Source organism: Microbacterium sp. NPDC055599, from assembly GCF_053618975.1.
The window spans coordinates 46,144-65,442 of the sequence record NZ_JBSHIM010000011.1 but is presented as its reverse complement, the minus strand read 5'-3'; the positions used below and the strand labels follow the sequence as shown (position 1 = coordinate 65,442).

At 71.5% G+C, this 19,299-nt stretch carries 15 protein-coding genes; 6 read left to right on the top strand and 9 right to left on the bottom strand.

Going from position 1 to position 19,299, the window contains the following annotated elements; translation table 11 throughout:
- Positions 1 to 38 precede the first annotated feature (38 nt).
- Positions 39 to 2,258: an NADP-dependent isocitrate dehydrogenase gene (locus tag ACWGQ1_RS12195; protein WP_452313039.1), complete on the bottom strand. Its 2,220-nt coding sequence runs from the start codon at positions 2,256 to 2,258 to the stop codon at positions 39 to 41.
- Between the two features lie 175 nt (positions 2,259 to 2,433).
- Here ACWGQ1_RS12195 and ACWGQ1_RS12190 point away from each other — a divergent pair, with 175 nt between their 5' ends.
- The 5 genes from ACWGQ1_RS12190 to ACWGQ1_RS12170 all read left to right on the top strand — a co-directional run bounded on the left by ACWGQ1_RS12190 (position 2,434) and on the right by ACWGQ1_RS12170 (position 6,845).
- Positions 2,434 to 2,892, top strand: a complete 459-nt coding sequence (locus ACWGQ1_RS12190) for a GNAT family N-acetyltransferase (RefSeq protein ID WP_136031001.1) — start codon at positions 2,434 to 2,436, stop codon at positions 2,890 to 2,892.
- A gap of 218 nt (positions 2,893 to 3,110) precedes the next feature.
- A complete protein-coding gene (locus ACWGQ1_RS12185; RefSeq protein WP_136031003.1) occupies positions 3,111 to 4,094 on the top strand; it encodes a TauD/TfdA family dioxygenase in 984 nt (327 codons plus the stop codon).
- Positions 4,091 to 5,116 (top strand): sugar-transfer associated ATP-grasp domain-containing protein, encoded by a 1,026-nt coding sequence (locus ACWGQ1_RS12180; RefSeq protein WP_240745310.1) that lies wholly within the window; start codon positions 4,091 to 4,093, stop codon positions 5,114 to 5,116. The genes ACWGQ1_RS12185 and ACWGQ1_RS12180 overlap by 4 nt, the downstream gene beginning before the upstream one ends.
- A gap of 83 nt (positions 5,117 to 5,199) precedes the next feature.
- Entirely contained in the window at positions 5,200 to 5,790 is a 591-nt protein-coding gene (locus tag ACWGQ1_RS12175; RefSeq protein WP_136035735.1) for an alanine racemase C-terminal domain-containing protein, read from the top strand.
- Positions 5,787 to 6,845, top strand: coding sequence for an alanine racemase (locus tag ACWGQ1_RS12170; protein WP_136035733.1), 1,059 nt, complete (start codon positions 5,787 to 5,789; stop codon positions 6,843 to 6,845). The genes ACWGQ1_RS12175 and ACWGQ1_RS12170 overlap by 4 nt, the downstream gene beginning before the upstream one ends.
- On the opposite strand, the gene ACWGQ1_RS12165 is transcribed toward ACWGQ1_RS12170, so the two are convergent.
- The 8 genes from ACWGQ1_RS12165 to ACWGQ1_RS12130 form a co-directional block, all read right to left on the bottom strand.
- On the bottom strand, positions 6,846 to 7,658 hold the full coding sequence (locus ACWGQ1_RS12165; protein WP_136031008.1) for a hypothetical protein: 813 nt from the start codon (positions 7,656 to 7,658) through the stop codon (positions 6,846 to 6,848). It abuts the gene before it with no gap.
- A gap of 92 nt (positions 7,659 to 7,750) precedes the next feature.
- On the bottom strand, positions 7,751 to 9,565 hold the full coding sequence (locus ACWGQ1_RS12160; RefSeq protein WP_136031010.1) for an ABC transporter ATP-binding protein: 1,815 nt from the start codon (positions 9,563 to 9,565) through the stop codon (positions 7,751 to 7,753).
- Positions 9,562 to 11,487, bottom strand: coding sequence for an ABC transporter ATP-binding protein (locus ACWGQ1_RS12155; protein ID WP_136037202.1), 1,926 nt, complete (start codon positions 11,485 to 11,487; stop codon positions 9,562 to 9,564). The genes ACWGQ1_RS12160 and ACWGQ1_RS12155 overlap by 4 nt, the downstream gene beginning before the upstream one ends.
- Positions 11,488 to 11,799: 312 nt before the next feature.
- Positions 11,800 to 12,297, bottom strand: coding sequence for a methylated-DNA--[protein]-cysteine S-methyltransferase (locus ACWGQ1_RS12150; RefSeq protein WP_136031014.1), 498 nt, complete (start codon positions 12,295 to 12,297; stop codon positions 11,800 to 11,802).
- Positions 12,294 to 13,808 (bottom strand): DNA-3-methyladenine glycosylase 2 family protein, encoded by a 1,515-nt coding sequence (locus ACWGQ1_RS12145; RefSeq protein ID WP_378803479.1) that lies wholly within the window; start codon positions 13,806 to 13,808, stop codon positions 12,294 to 12,296. The genes ACWGQ1_RS12150 and ACWGQ1_RS12145 overlap by 4 nt, the downstream gene beginning before the upstream one ends.
- Positions 13,809 to 13,933: 125 nt before the next feature.
- Positions 13,934 to 15,541, bottom strand: a complete 1,608-nt coding sequence (gene purH / locus ACWGQ1_RS12140; RefSeq protein WP_136036784.1) for a bifunctional phosphoribosylaminoimidazolecarboxamide formyltransferase/IMP cyclohydrolase — start codon at positions 15,539 to 15,541, stop codon at positions 13,934 to 13,936.
- 43 nt (positions 15,542 to 15,584) lie between these two features.
- On the bottom strand, positions 15,585 to 16,163 hold the full coding sequence (purN, locus tag ACWGQ1_RS12135; protein ID WP_452313038.1) for a phosphoribosylglycinamide formyltransferase: 579 nt from the start codon (positions 16,161 to 16,163) through the stop codon (positions 15,585 to 15,587).
- Between the two features lie 61 nt (positions 16,164 to 16,224).
- Positions 16,225 to 17,604, bottom strand: coding sequence for a cell division protein PerM (locus ACWGQ1_RS12130; RefSeq protein ID WP_452313037.1), 1,380 nt, complete (start codon positions 17,602 to 17,604; stop codon positions 16,225 to 16,227).
- 90 nt (positions 17,605 to 17,694) lie between these two features.
- Between ACWGQ1_RS12130 and ACWGQ1_RS12125 the strand changes: the two genes are divergently transcribed.
- On the top strand, positions 17,695 to 19,170 hold the full coding sequence (locus tag ACWGQ1_RS12125; protein WP_136044566.1) for an NCS2 family permease: 1,476 nt from the start codon (positions 17,695 to 17,697) through the stop codon (positions 19,168 to 19,170).
- Positions 19,171 to 19,299 lie beyond the last annotated feature (129 nt).

The following is a 19,299-nucleotide window of genomic DNA, read 5'->3' as shown; positions in this document are numbered from 1 at the left end:
GGGGCGGATGCCGCAGCATCCGCCCCCTTCTCGTCGTCTCAGCGCAGGGCGTCGACGATCTCGTTCAGCGTCGCGGACGGGCGCATGACAGCGGCCACGAGCTTCTCGTCCGGGCGGTAGTAGCCGCCGATCTCGGCCGGCTTGCCCTGTACCGCGTTGAGCTCGGAGACGATGGCCTCCTCGTTCGCGGCGAGCTTCTCGGCGACGGGGGCGAATGCCGCGGCCAGCTCGGCGTCCTTCGTCTGCTTCGCCAGCTCCTGCGCCCAGTACAGGCCGAGGTAGAAGTGGCTGCCCCGATTGTCGATCGTGCCGAGCGCCCGACCGGGCGAACGGTCCTCCTCGAGGAAGGTGCCGGTCGCGGCGTCGAGCGTCTCGGCGAGCACGCGGGCCTTCTCGTTGCCCGTGCGGTCGGCGAAGTGCTCGAGCGAGGCCGCGAGCGCGAAGAACTCGCCCAGCGAGTCCCAGCGCAGGTAGTTCTCCTCGACGAGCTGCTGCACGTGCTTCGGGGCGGAGCCGCCGGCGCCGGTCTCGAACAGCCCGCCGCCCGCGAGCAGCGGGACGATCGAGAGCATCTTGGCGCTCGTTCCGACCTCGAGGATCGGGAACAGGTCGGTCAGGTAGTCGCGCAGCACGTTGCCGGTCACCGAGATGGTGTCCAGGCCATGACGCATGCGGGCGAGCGTGTAGCGCGTCGCCTCCTCCGGCGCGAGGATCGTGATCGTGAGCCCCTTGGTGTCGAGCGTCGCCAGACCCTGGTGCACCTTCGCGATGATCTGCGCGTCGTGCGAGCGGTTGGCGTCGAGCCAGAACACGGCGGGCGCTCCGGTCGCACGGGCGCGCGAGACCGCGAGCTTCACCCAGTCCATGACCGGGATGTGCTTCGTCTGGGTCGCACGCCAGATGTCGCCCTTGCCGACCTCGTGCTCGATGAGCACGGTGCCCTCGCTGTCGAGCACCTGGACGATGCCGTCCTCCGCGATCTCGAAGGTCTTGTCGTGGCTGCCGTACTCCTCGGCCGCCTGCGCCATGAGCCCGACGTTCGGGACGGTGCCGATCGTGGCCGGGTCGAGCGGGCCGTTCGCGATCACGTCGTCGATGACCGCCTGGTAGACGCTCGCGTACGAGGAGTCGGGGATCACGGCGATCGTGTCGGCCTCCTCGCCGTCCTTGCCCCACAGCTTCCCGCCGTTGCGGACCAGCGCGGGCATGGACGCGTCGACGATGACATCGCTCGGCACGTGGAGGTTCGTGATCCCCTTGTCGGAGTTCACGTACGACAGGCGCGGCCCCTCGGCGATGGCCTTGTCGAACGCGGCGGCGATCTCGTCGCCGTTCGCGACGTCGGCCAGCCCCGCGAGGATCGAGCCGAGGCCGTCGTTCGCGCTGAGTCCGGCTTCGGCCAGCTGCGTGCCGTACTGGTCGAAGACGTCCTTGAAGAACGCCTTCACGACGTGGCCGAAGATGATCGGGTCGCTGACCTTCATCATGGTGGCCTTGAGGTGCACCGAGTACAGCACGTCGTCCGCCTTGGCGGCCTCGAGCGTCTCGGCGAGGAAGGCGTCGAGCTCCTTCGCGGACAGGAAGGTGGCGTCGATGATCTCGCGCGGGAGGACCTTGAGGCCTTCCTTCAGGATCGTGACGGTGCCGTCCTTCGCGGTGTGACGGAACGAGAGGACGTCGTCATGGGCGGCGACCCACGAGCGCTCGTTGTGCTTGAAGTCGTCGTGACCGAGCGTGGCCACACGAGTCTTCGACCCCTCCGCGAACGGCTTGTTGCGGTGCGGGTGCTTCTTGGCGTAGTTCTTCACGGCCAGCGGGGCCCGGCGGTCGCTGTTGCCCTCGCGCAGCACCGGGTTCACCGCGGAACCCTTGATGCGGTCGTACCGCGCCCGCACGTCCTTCTCCTCGAGCGACGTGGGCTCGTCGGGGAAGTCGGGGATGTCGTATCCCTGCTGCTGCAGCTCGGCGATGGCGGCCTTGAGCTGCGGGATCGACGCCGAGATGTTCGGCAGCTTGATGATGTTGGCCTCGGGAAGAGTGGCCAGGCCACCCAGCTCGGCCAGCGCGTCGCCGACCTGCTGCTCCGGCGCGAGCTTCTGCGGGAAGGCGGCGAGGATACGGCCGGCCAGGGAGATGTCCCGCGTCTCGACCTCGATGCCTGCCTGGCCGGTGTAGGCCTGGATGATGGGCAGGAACGAGGCGGTGGCCAGTGCCGGTGCCTCGTCGGTGTACGTGTAGATGATGGCGTCGTCGGTCACCGGGAGGTTCTCCGTTCACGGGGCGATTTGTCTCGATACCAAGATACCCCGAGCGCGCTCGACGCCCCGCCCGCCCGCTGGACGCCTCCCGCCGACGGTGTGCGCCCGCCTCCGCCGGTCCGAAAATGTTCAGCCGGGACGTGTCGAGTCCGCCGGGAGGGGCTAGCCTGGGGGCATGTCCGAACTGCGCATGGTCGAACTCTCCGCTGCGACGATCGTCGCCGTGAACAACCTGTCGCTCAAGCCCGGACAGGAGCAGTTCCTCGCTCCGGTGTCGTACGGCATCGCGGCAACCGTGATCAACCCGCAGACGTCGTGGCAGCGCGTCATCCTCGACCGCAACGAGGTCGTCGGCTTCGTCAGCGCGAACTTCGACGACGAGGCCCCCGAGGAGCACTTCCGCTCCGTGCTGTGGCGCATCAACGTCGACGCCGACGACCAGGGCCGCGGGGTCGGTCGCTTCGCGGTCGAGAGCCTCATCGAGGAGGCCCGCCGCCGCGGCGTCGACCACGTCAACGTCATCTACGAGGCGGGCGAGGAGGGGCCGGAGGCCTTCTTCCGTCGCGTCGGCTTCACCCCGGTCGGCGAGACGGCCTACGGCGAGGTCATCGCCGAGATCCGCGTCGAGCCCTGAGACCGGCGGCGGGGTCTCGAATCCCCTCCCCCATCGAGACCCCGTCGCCCCCGGCTGAGCCACCTCCCGTAGCGACTCAGCCGCTCCTCAGTAACGTGTTACCCCTTAGTTGGTATCGTTGTCGAGCCGCAGCTGCGGCCCCCCTCGAAGAAAGCGATACCCATGCTCACCATGCCTCTCTGCCTCTGCGCGCCCATCGAGACGACGGGAGCGACGCGATGATCACGCACGCCCTCGCTCCCGCGGCACTCGACGCCCTTTCCGCCCTCGCCGTGGGGCGCCGCGGCATCTACCGCGACGACGCGGCCTTCGACGACCTGCTGGCGTCGGCGACCGCCGCACTCGCCGCGGAGGACCCCGACACCGTCGCGGTCATCCGGCGCTTCGCGGCCGCCGACGTCCCCGACGGCGCAGTCCTCTTCACCGGCTTCACCGTGGACCAGGAGCAGATGGGGCGCACCCCGGAGGGGTGGCAGCTCGAGTTCCAGAATCAGGACCGGGACCCCGTCACGGAGGCCACGCTGCTCGCGCTCGCCGGAACCGCGGGGGAGATCTTCGCGTTCGCGCGCCAGCACGCCGGCGCCCAGATCCAGAACGTCGCGCCGGTGAAGGGCCACGAATACGACGCGGTCGGCACGGGCAGCCGCGGCTTGCTCGACTGGCACACGGAGGACGCGTTCGACGACGCCCACCCGCACTACGTGGGCCTGCTGTGCGTGCGCGGCGATGTGAACGCCGACACGGCCCTCGCTCCGATCGACCGCGTGGTCCTGAGCCCGGAAGACGAGCGGATCCTGCGCGAGCCCCGATTCCTGCACGGCATCGACAAGGCATCGGGCGGCACGGGACGCCCCGAGGACGGGGTCCGTGGACCGGTCCTGTACGGCGAGGACGGCGAGCGCTTCGTGCGCGTGGACATGGACTGCGCGGCCGCCGTCGAGGGCGACGAGGAGGCGGCCGCCGCGCTGCGGCGCTTCCACGACGCGGCGGACGCCGCCCGTATCGCCGTGAATCTGAAGGCGGGCGACCTGCTGCTGTTCGACAACCGTCGCGTGCTCCACGCCCGGACCAGCTTCGAGCCGCGCTACGACGGCACCGACCGCTGGCTCCAGCGCGTCATCATCACGGGTGACCCCGGCGCGTCGGCCGGACGCCGCACCCGTCGCCCCCGCGTCGTCGAGAACGACCCCGCCGGGCAGTGAGCTCGACCGTTCACGCCGGCGTGATCCGCCTCCGCTATCTGCTGGGTCGCGCACGGCGCATCGACGTGGGTTCGTTGATGCGCCGTGCGCGTGCGGTGGCGGCGCACCATGATCAGCGCACGGTTGCGGTGCTCGTCGACATGCTCAGGGAGGCGGCCTTCCACCAGGTCGGCTTCCAGGACTACGTCGACTACGACTTCGCGATGCTCACGGCGGCGGAGCGCCGCACCATGATGACGCATCCGCTGTCGAATCGGCTGTCCTACCTGTTCGACCACGCCGACTACCGGCACATCTTCCACGACAAGTGGGAGTTCGTGCGCGTGTTCTCTGATCTGTTGGGGCGGGAGTGGATGCTGCTGGACGACGACAATGCGGACGCTCTGCGCTCGTTCGCGGACCGGCACCAGACGCTGATCACCAAGCAGCAGCTCGGGCGCTCCGGCCATGCGATCCACCGGTACCACGGCGCAGACGTCTCCGACTGGGACGCGTTCCACCACCGGCTGATGGAGAACGGCGAGCTGCTCGTCGAGGAGAACATCGTGCAGCACGACGCGCTGTCGGCGGTGTGCCCGGGGACCGTCAACTCCACGCGCATCACGGCGTTCTTCGACGGCCATCGGACGCATATCCTGTCCATCGCCCAGAAGTTCGGTCGCGGCCAGGCCGCCGACCAGATGGACTGGGGCGGCTTCTACACCATGCTCGACGCGGACACCGGGCGCGCCCTCGGCGACGGCTACGACTCGCACGGCAACGTCCACCGATTCCATCCCGACACGGGCTACCGGATCGCCGATTTCCAGTTGCCGCTGTACGACGAGGTGATCGCGCTGATCGACCGGGCTGCCCGCCGCGTGCCGCAGGTGCAGTACGTCGGATGGGACGTGGCGGTCACCCCGACGGGTCCCGTGATCATCGAGGGGAACTGGGGCACGGGAGTGTACGAGGTGAAGCCGAGCGTGCTCGGCATCCGCACCGGCCACCGGCCCCGGTTCCAGAAGGCGATGGGATTCTGAACGCCCTGATCCGTGCCCGCCTCTCCCGCGCCGCGCTCGCCTCGAACGCGCACCGTCAGGCGGCCGCGAGCATCGGCGTCCCGGTGATCGACCTGCGCCGGGACGCGTGGGGACACGGCCTGACCTGGGTCGCGGGGACCGCGCACGACGCCGGTATCCGCCACGCGATCTTCGACGCCTCGGCCGGGCGCAGCGCGGCCCGGTCGGGCCTGACCCCGTGCGACGAGCCGGCGACGATCGATCCCGCGCGCCTGTTCGGCTGGCCCGGTGCGGACACGGAGCCCGTGATGCGCGTCGCCGGGCGCGTCCTCTCCACCAAGGAGCTGCGGGCGGGCGAAGGGGTGTCGTACAACCACACGCACCATGCGGGCACCGACACCCGTGTGGCGCTCGTGACCGGCGGGTTCGGCCACGGCATCCCCCGGGCGCTCGGGAACGAGGCCGACGTCGAGATCCGCGGCCGGCTGTTCCCGATCATCGGACGGGTGGCGATGGACGTGTGCGTCGTCGACATCGGTCACGCGCCGATCCGGCACGGTGAGGAGGTCGTGTACTTCGGCGGGCCCGGTCCCGCGCGGCACGCACTGGCCGACTGGACCCGCATCACCGGCTGGACGGCCGCCGAGCTCGTGTGCGCGCTCGGGCTGCGCGCCGCGCGAGAGGAGACACCATGACCCTCCCCCGACTGGTCGTGGATCTGCGTCGACTGCGCGCCAACATCCGCGAACTGCAGCGCCGGAGCGCGCCGGCCGAGGTCATGATGATCGTGAAGTGCGACGCGTACGGACACGGGCTCGAACGGGTCGTCACGGCTGCGGCCGCCGAAGGGGTGCGCTGGTTCGGGGCGTTCGACAGCGCCACCGCGGTGCGCGCGCGCGCCGCCGCCGGCCCCGACGCGCGGGTCTTCGCGTGGGTGACCATGACCCGGAGCGAGATCGCGGCGGCGGTGCGCGCGGGCGTCACCCTGGGGGTGGGTGACGCCGACTACCTGGAACGCATCGTCGAGGTGAATCAGCGTCGCCCGCAGCCCGTGCACCTCAAGATCGACACGGGTCTGCATCGCAGCGGCATCCGCCCCGAGCACTGGACCGAGGTGGTCCGACGGGCGGCGGAGCTGGAGGCTGCGGGAGCGATCAGGGTCGAGGGCATCTGGAGCCACATCGCCGAGGTGAGCGACCGCGACGACGATCTGGCGCGAGCCGCGTTCCGGGAGGCGGTGCAGCGGGCGGAGGCGCTGGGCCTCACGCCGACCGTGCGGCATCTGGCTGCCAGCGCCGCGGGGGCCGCCCGCTCCGAGTTCCGCTTCGACCTGGTGCGCTTCGGGGCCTTCGCGTACGGGATCCGGTCGGTGGGGGCGCCGCCGCCGGACGACATCGCCCTCGCCTCCACGCTGCTCGCCCCGGTGATCCGCGTGGACGCCGAGGCCGTCACGATCGGGATCGGCAGTCTCGACGGCCTCCCCTCGACCCTCGCCGGCTGCTTCGAGGTCGGGACGGCCGCCGGCGCCAGACGCGTGCTGCGGATCGGGCCGACCGAGAGCGTGGTGCGCCCCTGGCCGCGGGCGGCGATCGGCGAGGAGGTGGCCGTGTGGGGGCCGGGCGCCCGCGGGGAGCTCGACGCGACGAGCCTGGCCGAACTCATCGGCACGGTCGGTGAAGAGCTCCTGGTGCGGCTCTCCCCGCTGATCACGCGCGAGTACCGAGCCGGGCGTCGACCCGGTGCGGGCTGATCAGGCGTCGTCGTCCGACCGGGGGCGGCTGCGGCGGCTGCTCCACGCGGCCAGTGCCGAGGCGGCGGCTCCCGCGGCTCGGTCGATCGCCTCGACCGAGCGGTTCACCATGTCGTGCGCGGCGTCCTGCCACGCGGGAGTGGTCGGCGCCTCCCCCGCGTGCACCCTGGCCGCATGCTCCGCCGCCTCGAACGCGCGCTCCAGCTCCGCGACCGCGTCGCGGTAGGCGGCGAACTCCGCCGCCGTGATCCGCCCCGTGGTGCCGCGGCGCGCCTCCACCGCCGTGCCCGCGGCACGCAGGTAGGCGGCGGTCTCCGGGCGCTTGACGTCGGTCATCGCCGGATACGCGATCTGCAGCGCAGGGTCGGTCTCGTACCGCATCCACCGGGCCGTGACCGCGTCGTGCTCGGCGTACAGCCGCTCCAGCGGCCGCGGCGCCGAGCCGGCCGGGATCGCCGCACGGGCCGCGTTCACCCGCACCCGCCGAGCCCGCACCTCCGCCGACGCCGCACGTGCGTCGCGCTCCCGCTCCCGCAGCATCCGTCGCGCCCCCGCGACCTGCTCGGCCGTGGCCCGCTGCGCGGCGCGCTCCGCCGTGACCCTCGCGAGATCGGCGCGCGCGATCTTCAGCGTCGTGCGCCGAGCGACCGCCGTCTGCTGCGCGATCCGCAGATCGTGTCGGGCCGCGTCGTACTCGAGCCGCCGCCCGCTCCGTGTGCTGCGGCGGCGCAGCCCGATCGCACCAGCGGTCGCGCCGGCGGCGGCGGTCGGCGCGATCCACCACCACTCGGCGAGGAGCAGCACGGGGTCCATACCTCGATGCTACCGACCCGTACCGACGGCGGCGATGCGCCGAGGGCCCGGCCTCCACGGGGAGACCGGGCCCTCCGCGCACGCGGACGCCGTCAGACGAGCGTCTCCTGCCACGCGGCATGCAGCTGCGCGAACTTGCCGGAGCCGCCGATGAGCGCCTCCGGGGTGTCGTCCTCGATGATGCGGCCGTGCTCCATCACGAGCACCCGGTCGGCGATCGCGACCGTCGACAGCCGGTGCGCGATGATGATCGCCGTCCGGTCAGCGAGCAGCGTCTGCAGCGCGTCCTGGATCAGCCGCTCCGACGGGATGTCGAGCGAGGCGGTGGCCTCGTCGAGGATGAGCACCGCCGGGTCGGCGAGGAAGGCGCGCGCGAACGAGATCAGCTGCCGCTGCCCCGCCGAGACGCGCCCACCGCGCTTGTTCACGTCGGTGTTGTAGCCGTCGGGCAGCGCCGAGATGAAGCCGTCGGCGCCCACCGCGCGGGCGGCGGCCTTGATCTCGTCGAGCGAGGCGTCCGGCTTGCCCAGGGCGATGTTGTCCGCGACCGTCCCGCTGAACAGGTACGCCTCCTGCGTGACCATCACGATCGCACGACGGAGGTCCTTCGGGTGCAGCGAGCGCAGGTCGACGCCGTCGAGGGTCACCCGACCCTCCGAGGGGTCGTAGAAGCGCGAGATGAGCTTGGCCAGCGTCGACTTGCCCGCACCGGTCGTCCCCACGAGGGCGATCGTCTGCCCGGCCGGGATGTCGAGCGAGAAGTTCGGGAGGATCGTCTTCTCGCCGTTGTACCCGAACGTGACCTCGTCGAACTCGACGTGTCCGCGCGACTCCCACAGGTCCACCGGCTTCTCGGGGTCGGGCACCGTCGGCACCTCCTCGAGCACGCCGGACACCTTCTCCAGCGCCGCGGTCGCGGACTGGTAGGAGTTCAGGAACATCGCGATCTCCTGCATCGGCGCGAAGAAGTTGCGCACATACAGCACGGCGGACAGCAGCACGCCGACCGTAAGGGCCCCCGTCGACACCCGGATGCCGCCCCACAGCACGACGATCCCGAGCACCAGAGCCGCGACGCCCATGAGCCCCGGCTCGAACGTGCCGAACAGCAGCATCGAGCGGCGGTTCACGTCGCGGTAGTCGCCGGCGACCTGCTGGAACGCCTCGTCGTTGCGCGGCTCCTTGCGGAACGCCTTCACCGCGCGGATGCCGGTCATGGTCTCCACGAACTGCACGATGACCTTGGCGCTGATCACGCGCGACTCGCGGTACACCAGCTGCGAGCGCGAGTAGAACCAGCGCATCAGGAAGAACAGCGGCACCCCGCCGAGCGCGAGGATGAGGCCGGACTGCCAGTCCCACACGCACAGCGCGATGAACGTGAACAGCCCGAACAGCACGCCCGACACGAGCTCGTTCAGGCCGCCGTCCAGCAGCTCCCTGATCGAGTCGAGGTCGCTCGTCTGTCGCGAGATGATGCGCCCCGAGGTGTACGACTCGTGGAACTCCAGGCTCAGCCGCTGGGTGTGCAGGAAGATGCGCTTGCGCAGATCGAGCAGGATCGCCTGCGTCAGCTTCGCCGCGATGATCACGTACCAGGCGATCAGGGCGGCCGCGAGCGCACCGGCCAGCAGGTAGATCCCGCCCACCACGAACGTCGGCATCCAGTCGGCGTTCTCGATCACGGCCGGCAGTGCACGGTCGAGCCCGATGCTGATCAGGATCGGACCGGCGACCTGCAGCGCCGTCGAGATCACGAGCACCACCGCGGCGAGCACGATCTGCGGCTTGAGCGGCCGCACGAGCGAGCCGAGCAGGCGCAGCGACCGCTTGCGGATCGCCCTGCTCTCCTCGCGGGTCAGGCGGGAACGGTCCTCGTCCTGGGTGCCGGTGAGGGTGGAGCTCATCGCTGCACCTCCTTCTCGCTCATCAGATCGTCGTCGGCGGCGTCCTCCCGGAGGCCGTCCTGCACCGCATCGTGGATCTCCGCCTCGGTGTCGCGGATGACCGGGATCGCGCCGGTGCGCGCCGCCTCCTCGGCCTCCAGGCTCGAGATGACGTGACGGTAGTGGCGGCTGGTCTTCAGAAGCTCCGCGTGCGTGCCGACCGCGGTGACCCTGCCGGCCTCCAGCAGCGCGACCCGGTCGGCCAGGGCGACCGTCGACGGGCGGTGCGCCACGATCAGCGCCGTGGTCTCGGCCAGCACGTGCCGCAGGGCCTCCTCCACCAGGGCCTCGGTGTCGACGTCGAGCGCCGACAGCGGGTCGTCGAGCACGAGGACCTTGGGCGCGGCGGCGACGGCACGCGCGAGCGCCAGACGCTGCCGCTGCCCGCCGGACAGGCTCAGGCCCTCCTCGCCGATCACCGTCTCGACCCCCTCCGGCAGCGTGTCGACGAACGACGCCTGGGCGACGTCGAGGGCCTCGCGCAGCACGCGCTCCCCCTCGTCGCTGTGCATGTCGAGGTCGGCGCGTCCGAGCAGCACGTTCTCGCGCACCGACGCCGAGAACAGCGTCGCGTCCTCGAACGCCATCGCGATGTGCCGACGCAGCTCCGCGAGCGGCAGGTCGCGCACATCGACGCCGTCGAGAGTGACCCGTCCGCCCGTCACGTCGTACAGCCGCGTGGGGAGCGTCGTGAGCGTGGTCTTGCCGCTTCCGGTCAGACCGACGAGCGCCATGGTCTCGCCGGGCCGCAGCACGAGGTCGATGCCGTCGAGCAGGTCGCGCTCCTCGGCACCCGCGTCCTGGTAGCGGAAGTGCGCGCTCTCGAACGCGAGCTCGCCCCGCGGCTCGTCGATGTGCACCGGGTGCTCCGGGTCCGTGATGGTGTTGGTCTCGGAGAAGATCTCGAACACGCGGTCGGTCGCCGTGCGGGCGTCGAGCATGAACGAGAACAGGAAGCCGATCGACTCGATGGGCCAGCGCAGCACCACGGCCATCGCGAAGAAGGCGAACAGCTCGGCCTCGGTGATCGCGCCCTGCGAGATCAGCCAGATGCCCGACATCAGGCTCAGGCCGAACGCGATTTGCGGCATTAGGTCGAGCCAGAACCAGATGGACGCGATCGCGCCGGCCTTGCTCATCTCGGTCTCGCGCAGCGTCTCCGCCTGACGGCTGAAGCGACGCAGGGCGTGCTTGCCGCGGCCGAACGCCTTCAGCACGCGGATGCCGTGCACGCTCTCCTCGACGCTCGTGGCGAGGTCGCCCGCCTGGTCCTGACTGCGGCGGGTGAGGGCGCCGTAGCGCTTCTCGAACAGGTAGCCGCGGATCCACAGCGGGATCGCGGTCACCAGGAAGATCGTGCCCAGCAGCCAGTGCCAGCGGAACAGCAGCACCGAGCCGATGATGATCGTGAGCACATTGACCACGAGCAGCACGAGGCCGAACGCGAGCCAGCGGCGGATGAGACCGATGTCCTGCATCATGCGGCTCAGCAGCTGACCCGACTGCCAGCGGTCATGGAACGCGACCGGCAGCGTCTGCAGCCGCGAGTACAGCTCCGTGCGCATCGTGTACTCGACCTGCGTGGCGGGGAACAGCACGAACTGACGGCGGAGCCACACCATGAGCGCCTCGCCGAGCGCCAGGGCGAACACGGCGGCCGCGCCCCACACGATCGCATCGATGTGACCGGAGCGGACCGGTCCGCCGATGATCTGCTCGAGCACGATCGGGATCATCAACGCGATGAGAGCGGCGGCGAGAGCGCTCGCGGCCCCTCCGGCGAGACGCCAGACGACCGGCTTCACGAAGGGCTTGAGCCGCCACAGCGCGGCGGGGGTGGACAGGGTGGACGACGGATTGTGCGCGGAAGACGAGGAAGACATGTCTCTCAGAGGAGTCGAGGCGAAACGAAGAGGAAGAGGGACGGATGCGAGAGCGGGCTCCTGGAGCCCGGCATCCGGTGCAGAACGGGGGCGGCGGCTCTAGGAGAGCGGGCGCACCGGGGTCGAGCCGAGAGTGGCGATCTGCGCGGCGGCGATCGTGGTCATGGTGTCCTCCTCATGGGCTCGGCGAGGTCGTCCGGTTGGCGCGACAGCCCATCAGCCTATTCCTGTGAACCAGCTGGGCGCAAGAGGAATTCCCGCGGCAGCCGAAAGCCCCGTCCCGCGCGGAGACGGGGCGGGGCTTCGGACGGCTCAGCGCGCGGCGCTCTCACGGGCCAGGAGGCTCTGCTTCACGGCGAGACCCCACGCGAAGCCGCCCAGCGAGCCGTCGGTGCGCAGCACCCGATGGCACGGGACGAACAGGGCCGGGGCGTTGCGGGCGCAGATCGACGCCGCCGCGCGCACCGCGTTCGGATTGCCGAGGCGCGCGGCGAAGCCCGTGTAGGTGAGCGGCCGACCCGGCTCGATGCCGCGCAGCGCATCCCACCCCGCGCGCTGGAGGGCGGTTCCGGTCTGCTTCACCGCGACGGCGTCGATCGCCGACACGTCACCGGCGTAATAGGCCAGGGCGGCAGCCGCCGCGTCGGTCTCGGCGTCGCGCAACTCCTCCGGACGGGCGGCGGCGGAGAGGCGACCGAGGATCGCCTCCACGTCGTCGGTCCACCCGGAGGCGAGGACGCGCTGCTCGGCGTCGGCCAGGATCGTGAACGGGCCGTCCGGGGTGTCGATGGTCTGGATCAGGGCGGTCATGGCGTCTCCTTCGTCTGGGTCTCGTCGTCGGTCGCGGCCGCGCGGGCGGCAGGCGACCGCGGCCCCGCGGGGCGCTGGGGTGCCGCACGCCACAGGTGCGCGCTGAGGTAGCTCCGCCAGGGGGCCGTGCGCTCGGCCCAGGCGACCAGGGGCTTCGGCTCGCCGGGGAGTCCCACCGCCGCCGCGCCCGCGCGCAGCGCGACATCGCCGGGGAGCAGGATGTCGGGGTCGCCGAGCACACGCATCCGCACGTAGTCCGCCGTCCACGGTCCGATCCCCGGCATGGCCAGCAGGGCCGCGCGCTGCTCCGCGCCGTCATCGCCTACGGTCAGCGTGAGGCTGCCGTCGGCGAGGGCCGCGGCGGCCCCCGTGACCGCGCGGATCCGGGCCGCGGGGCCCCGCAACACCTCGGCCCCGTGCTCCGCGATCGCGGTCATGGTGGGGAACAGCAGCCCCTCGGGTGTCCTCTCCCCCAGCGCCTCGGTGAGTGCGGTGAGCGCGGTGCGGGCGGCGACGACGGTGATCTGCTGCCCGATCATCGCCCGGATCAGCATCTCGTGCGGATCCGCGGCACCGGGCACCCGGATCCCCGGCGTGCGTGCGACCAGCGCCGCCAGCGACGGATGCGCGGCCAGGGCCTCGTCGATCGCGAGGGGGTCGGCGTCGAGGTCGAACAGGCGCCGCGCGGTCGACACCAGCGGCGCCAGGTCGCTCAGGCGTGCGACGCGAGCCCGCAGCCGCAGCCGCTCGCCGTCCTGCCGCACCTCGAACCACGCGGGGCCGCCCGGCATGCGCAGGTGGCGCGCGAACGCGTCGGACCGCGCCTCCTCGACCCCCGCGACCGCCCTGGCCGCCATCCACGCGAACACCCCGGCCGCGTCGAACGGGCCGCGGTACGGCAGGGCCAGGTCGATCGCCCCCGGCACGTCGGACGCCGGAGTGCGTCGCCGCGCCCGCAGCTCGCCCGGCGTGAGGCCGAACACCTCGCGGATCGTGTCGTTGCACTGGCGGATGCTCTGGAACCCCGCGGCGAACGCCACATCCGCCACCGGCATGTCCGTGCCCACGAGCAGCATGCGGGCCGTGTGCGCGCGGTGCGCCCTGGCGAGCGCGAGCGGGCCGGCGCCGAGCTCGGTCGTCAGCAGCCGCGTGAGGTGCCGGCTGGAGTAACCCAGGCGGGCGGCGAGGCCCGGCACGCCCTCACGCTCCACGACCCCGGTCGCGATCAGCCGCATGGCGCGCGCCGCCGTGTCTCCGCGCACGTCCCACGCGGGCGACCCCGGTGCGGCCTCGGGCAGGCAGCGCTTGCAGGCGCGGTAGCCGGCCTCGTGCGCGGCCGCACTCGTGGGATAGAACGTGACGTTCTGCGGCTTCGGGGTGCGGGCAGGGCAGCTCGGCCGGCAGTAGATCCCGGTCGAGCGGACCGCGGTCACGAACTGCCCGTCGAAGCGGGTGTCGCGCGCACTGATGGCGCGGTACCGCTCGTCGAAGTCGATCACGGGGAGGCTCATGTCCTCCACTCTGCCACCGACCACCGACCACGGCTGGCGGAAATCGGACACGACAGTGAAGGCCCCGGAGACGACGGAACCCGCCCTCCCGAGGAGAGCGGGTCCCGGACGCGGATGCGCGGAGGTCAGTGGAAGAAGTGACGCTCCCCGGTGAAGAACATCGTCACGCCGGCCTTGCGCGCGGCGTCGACGACCTCCTCGTCGCGCACCGACCCACCCGGCTGCACGATCGCGGTGACACCCGCGTCGATGAGCACCTGCGCACCGTCGGCGAACGGGAAGAAGGCATCGGAGGCGGCGACCGATCCGGCCGCCCTGTCGCCCGCTCGCTCGACCGCGAGGCGGCACGAGTCGACGCGGTTGACCTGACCCATGCCGACGCCGACCGTGGCGTTGTCCTTCGCCAGCACGATCGCGTTCGACTTCACGGCGCGGCAGGCCTTCCACGCGAAGATCAGGTTCTCCATCTCCTCGTCGCTCGGACGCTCACCCGACACCAGCTCCCAGTCCTTCGCGACCGACACGATGTCGTCGGGGAAGCGGTCGGCGTCCTGCAGCAGCAGCCCGCCCGACACCAGCCGCACGTCCATGCGCTCCTGCTGCCAGTCTTCGGGCAGCTGCAGCAGACGCAGGTTCTTCTTGGCCTTGAACACCTCGAGCGCGGCGGGCTCGAACGACGGCGCGACGATGACCTCGGTGAAGATGTCCTTCAGGTTCTCGGCCATCTTCAGCGTGACGGTGCCGTTCGCGGCGATGACCCCGCCGTACGCCGAGACCGGGTCGCACTCGTGTGCGCGCAGGTGGGCGCTGGCGATCGGGTCGAGCGCGTTCGGCGCGGTCGTGGCGATCCCGCACGGGTTCGCGTGCTTGATGATCGCGACGGCGGGCTTGATCATGTCGTACGCGGCGCGCAGCGCGGCATCCGCGTCGACGTAGTTGTTGTACGACATCTCCTTGCCCTGCAGCTGCGTGGCCTGGGCGATGCCGTGGCCGCCGGCGCGGGTGTAGATGGCCCCGCGCTGGTGCGAGTTCTCGCCGTAGCGGAGGGTCGCGAGGCGCTCGGCCTGGATCGTGAGGTGTGCGGGGAGATCGCCGGGCTCGGTGAGCGTGCCCTCGGCGAACCATTGCGCCACGGCCGTGTCGTAGGCGGCGGTGTGGGCGAAGGCGCGCGCGGCGAGCTCACGGCGCTGGCCGAGCGTGGTGCCGCCGTCGGCGACGGCCGACACGATCGCCGGGTAGGACTCGGGCGAGACCACGATCGCGACGTTCGCGTGGTTCTTCGCCGCAGCGCGGACCATGGCGGGCCCGCCGATGTCGATCTGCTCCACGACGTCGTCGCCCACGGCGCCGGAGGCCACGGTCTCCACGAACGGGTACAGGTTCACCACCACCAGCTCGAACGGGGCGATGTCGAGCTCCTCGAGCTGGCGCTCGTGGTCCTCGAGGCGCAGATCGGCGAGCAGGCCGCCGTGCACCTTGGGGTGCAGCGTCTTCACGCGGCCGTCGAGCATCTCGGCCACGCCCGTGACCGCGGCCACGTCGGTGACCTCGAAGCCGGCGTCGCGGATGGTCGAGGCGGTCGAGCCGGTCGACACGATCTCGACCCCGGCGTCGGCGAGGGCCGCGGCGAGCACGAGCAGATCGGTCTTGTCGCTGACCGAGACGAGGGCGCGCCGGATCGGCACGGTGTCGCGATCGCGGTAGAGCGTGGGGTCGTGGCGGGGGCCGGCCATGATGGGCTCCTTCGTGCGGGGGCGTGCGGGGGTTCGGGGGGGTTCAGGTCAGGACGAGATCGCCGGTCGCGATGCGACGGACGACGTCGATGAGCAGGCGGCGCTCGACGGGCTTGATGCGCTCGTGCACGGTGTGCTCGGTGTCGTCGGCGCGGATCGGGACGCGCTCCTGCGCCAGGATCGGCCCGGTGTCCACGCCGTCGTCGACCACGATCACGCTCGCCCCGGTCTCGCGCACCCCGGCCGCGAGGGCGTCGCGCACTCCGTGTGCGCCGGGGAACTCCGGGAGGTACGCGGGGTGCGTGTTGATGATCCGCGGGGCGTACGCGGCGACCAGCGACGCGGGCAGCAGACGCATGAGGCCGCTGAGGACCACCAGGTCGGGGTTCCACACCGCCAGCTGCCTGCCGAGCTCCTCGCCCCAGGCCTCGCGGCTCTCGTGCTCGTGCCACGGGACGGTGAAGCTGGGGATGCCGAACTCCTCGGCGTGCGCCAGCCCCTCTGCTTCGCGATCCGCGCCGACGACGACCACCCTGGCCGGGAAATCGGGGTGACGAGCGGCCTCGAGGAGGGCGCGAAGGTTCGAGCCGGCGCCCGAGATGAGAACGGCGACCGTGAGCACGCGCCCAGTCTACCGGCGCATGCGGACCGCCCTGCGCGGGCGGCTGCGCGGGCGGCGAGGATCAGCCGCGCCGGTCGCGGTCGTCGCCGTCGGGCAGCGGCGGGACGCGCAGGTCGCCGAGTGGCGCGGTGTCGTCGGGCAGGGACGGCCACGCGGTCGGCTCGGCGGGAAGCGGACCGCCGTCGCGCTCGGCCTCGGTCATCTCGGCGAGCCAGCGGTCGGTGCGCTCCTCCGCGAGTTCCTCACGGTTGCGCGGTGCGAGCAGCAGGATCGCCGCGCCCACCAGCACCTCGGCGCCGAGCGCGAGGGCGAAGGGAAGCACGGCGGGACCGACGACGCCCAGGCGCCCCGGCCCCATCGACCCGTTCGCGAGCTCGGCCGCGAGCCCCGCGACTCCCGCCGTCACCGCGGCGATGCCCACCGCGATGACGGCGCGCTGCAGCAGCCCGAGCGGTGTGCCCTCCCAGACGAGCCGGGAGCGCACGGCCCAGCCCGCGAACGCGCCGGCCGCGACGGGGACGAGCACCACGATCAGCATCCACATGGAGGTGTTCTCCGGCAGCAGCCCGAACACGGGGATGCCGGGGACCACGCCGAGCTGGGTGCCGGCGGGCGACACCGCGGTGCCGGCGCCGACCGCGAAGCCGGGACCGGCGAGCCACGCCGCCGCCCACACGATCAGGGTGGGCAGATACGCCAGCTGCGCGAGCGTGAGCACGGTGGCGCCGAGCGCGTCGACGCGCGCACCCTGGAACAGCGCGACCACGTCACCACCGCGGGTCAGCACCGACAGGGCCACGGCGAGCGCCGCCGCTCCGGTCACGCCGACCAGGGCGAAGGCCGCACCCCGGACGATCGCCGCGGGCACGGGAGCCCAGTCCTCCCGCGCGTCGAGGCGGTCGTGCAGGCGGTCGAGGAGGCCGCCGTCGCCGTCGTCCCAGGCCACCCGGACGGCGCCGCAGACGGCGCCCACCAGATAGACGGCGGCGGGCAGCAGGATCGCGAGCGGCAGCGGCGTGCGCACCGCATCGAGCCGTGCCGTCAGCGCGACCAGTGTGGAGATCGCGGCGAACACGGCGGAGCCGGACAGGGCACCCAGCAGCCACGCCCCCGCGTGGGCGGCGCGCGCTCCGGAGCGCGCGGCGAACAGGAGCGTGAAGAACAGCAGCAGCAGGGGCGTGATCGACACCGCGAACGATGCGGCCTGCGCGGGGATGCCCAGCGTGACGAGGAGCTCGTCCGGGATCGTGACGTCGAGCGGGACGCCGTGCCCGAACTCCCAGAGCGTGCCCGTAAGGGGCCAGAGCGCACCCCAGTCGGCCGTGACGCCGAACGCGACCGTCCACAGCAGCGTCAGCGGCGCCAGGAGCACGGCCAGTCCGACCGCGGCCGCGATGGCGGCGTCGAAGGCGGCGAGGAGCGCGACGAGGAGGCGTTGCATAGCGATTCGAGACTACGACGAGTTGCCGTGCGGCTCCTCGGGGCGCGCGCGGGGCGGGCGACACGGTAGCGTTTCTCCGGAGGTTACCCGATGACAACTGCCCCGCCCGCCCCGGCGACCGCCGAGCCCACCGGCGCCCTGGACCGCTTCTTCGAGATCAGCAAGCGCGGATCGACGATCGGCACCGAGATCCGAGGGGGCCTGGTGACGTTCGTCACGATGGCCTACATCGTGATCCTCAACCCGATCATCCTGTCCGGCAAACCCGACGTCGCCGGGAACATGCTGGACTTCAACGCGGTCGGTGCCGCGACCGCCCTGACCGCCGGCGTCATGACGATCCTGTTCGGGCTCGTCACGCGTCTGCCGTTCGGCTTCGCCGCCGGACTCGGCATCAACGCGTTCGTCGCGTTCTCCGTGGTCGGCCAGGTGACCTGGCCCGAGGCCATGGCGCTGGTGATGATCAACGGCGTCGTGATCGTGCTGCTCGCCGCCACCGGACTGCGCAAGGCGATCTTCGACGCGGTGCCGTTCCAGCTCAAGATCGCGATCACGGTCGGCATCGGCCTGTTCATCGCGTTCATCGGCTTCGTCAACTCCGGCTTCGTCACCGCGACCGGTGCCTCCTCGCCGCCCGTCGGGCTCGGGGTCAACGGCTCCGTCGCGACCGTGCCGAGCCTGCTGTTCGTGATCACGCTGCTGCTGACGGGCATCCTCGTCGCGCTGCGCATCAAGGGCGGCATGCTGATCGGCCTGATCGGCGGCACCGTGCTCGCCGTGATCGTCGAGGCCGTCTGGCACATCGGCGCCCGCGGCTTCGACGACGAGGGCAACGTGGTCAACCCGGGCGGCTGGGGTCTGACGGTTCCCGCGCTGAACGGCTCCCCCGTGGGCGTGCCCGACCTGAGCCTGATCGGGGCGGTGGACTTCTCGTTCGACCTCGGCAAGGTCAGCCTCGTCGCGCTCGTGATGATCGTCTTCACCCTGCTGTTCACGAACTTCTTCGACGCGATGGGCACCATGACGGGCCTCGCGAAGGAGGCGAACCTGGCCGACGACAACGGCGACTTCCCGCGCATCAAGTCGGCGCTGGTGGTCGAGGGCGTCGGTGCGATCGCGGGTGGCGCGACCTCGTCGTCGTCGAGCACGGTGTTCATCGAGTCGGGCGCGGGGATCGGCGAGGGTGCCCGCACGGGCCTGGCCAACGTCGTGACCGGCGTGGTGTTCCTGATCGCGATGTTCCTGACCCCGCTCACCTCGATCGTCCCGACCGAGATCGCCGCGGCGGCCCTGATCATCGTCGGTGCCATGATGATGGCGCAGATCCGGCACATCGACTTCGGCGACTTCCGCGTGCTGCTGCCGGTGTTCCTCACGGTCTCCGTGATGCCGCTGACGTACTCGATCGCGAACGGCATCGGTGCGGGCTTCGTGAGCTGGGTGCTCATCCACGCGTTCTCCGGCCGGGCGAAGACCATCAGCCCGCTGCTGTGGGTGGTCGGTGCCGGCTTCCTGATCTTCTTCGCACGCGGACCCATCGAGGCGCTGTTCGGCGTCGGGATCTGACGAGCGGATCCACGGAGGGGCGGGGGGTGTGCGGCCCCCCCCCCCCCCTGTTTCCCCTGGCCCCAGAACGCAAGGGGGGGAAACCGCTAGAGAGACCTCCCTAGTTTCGCCCATCCCCCCCACCCCCCC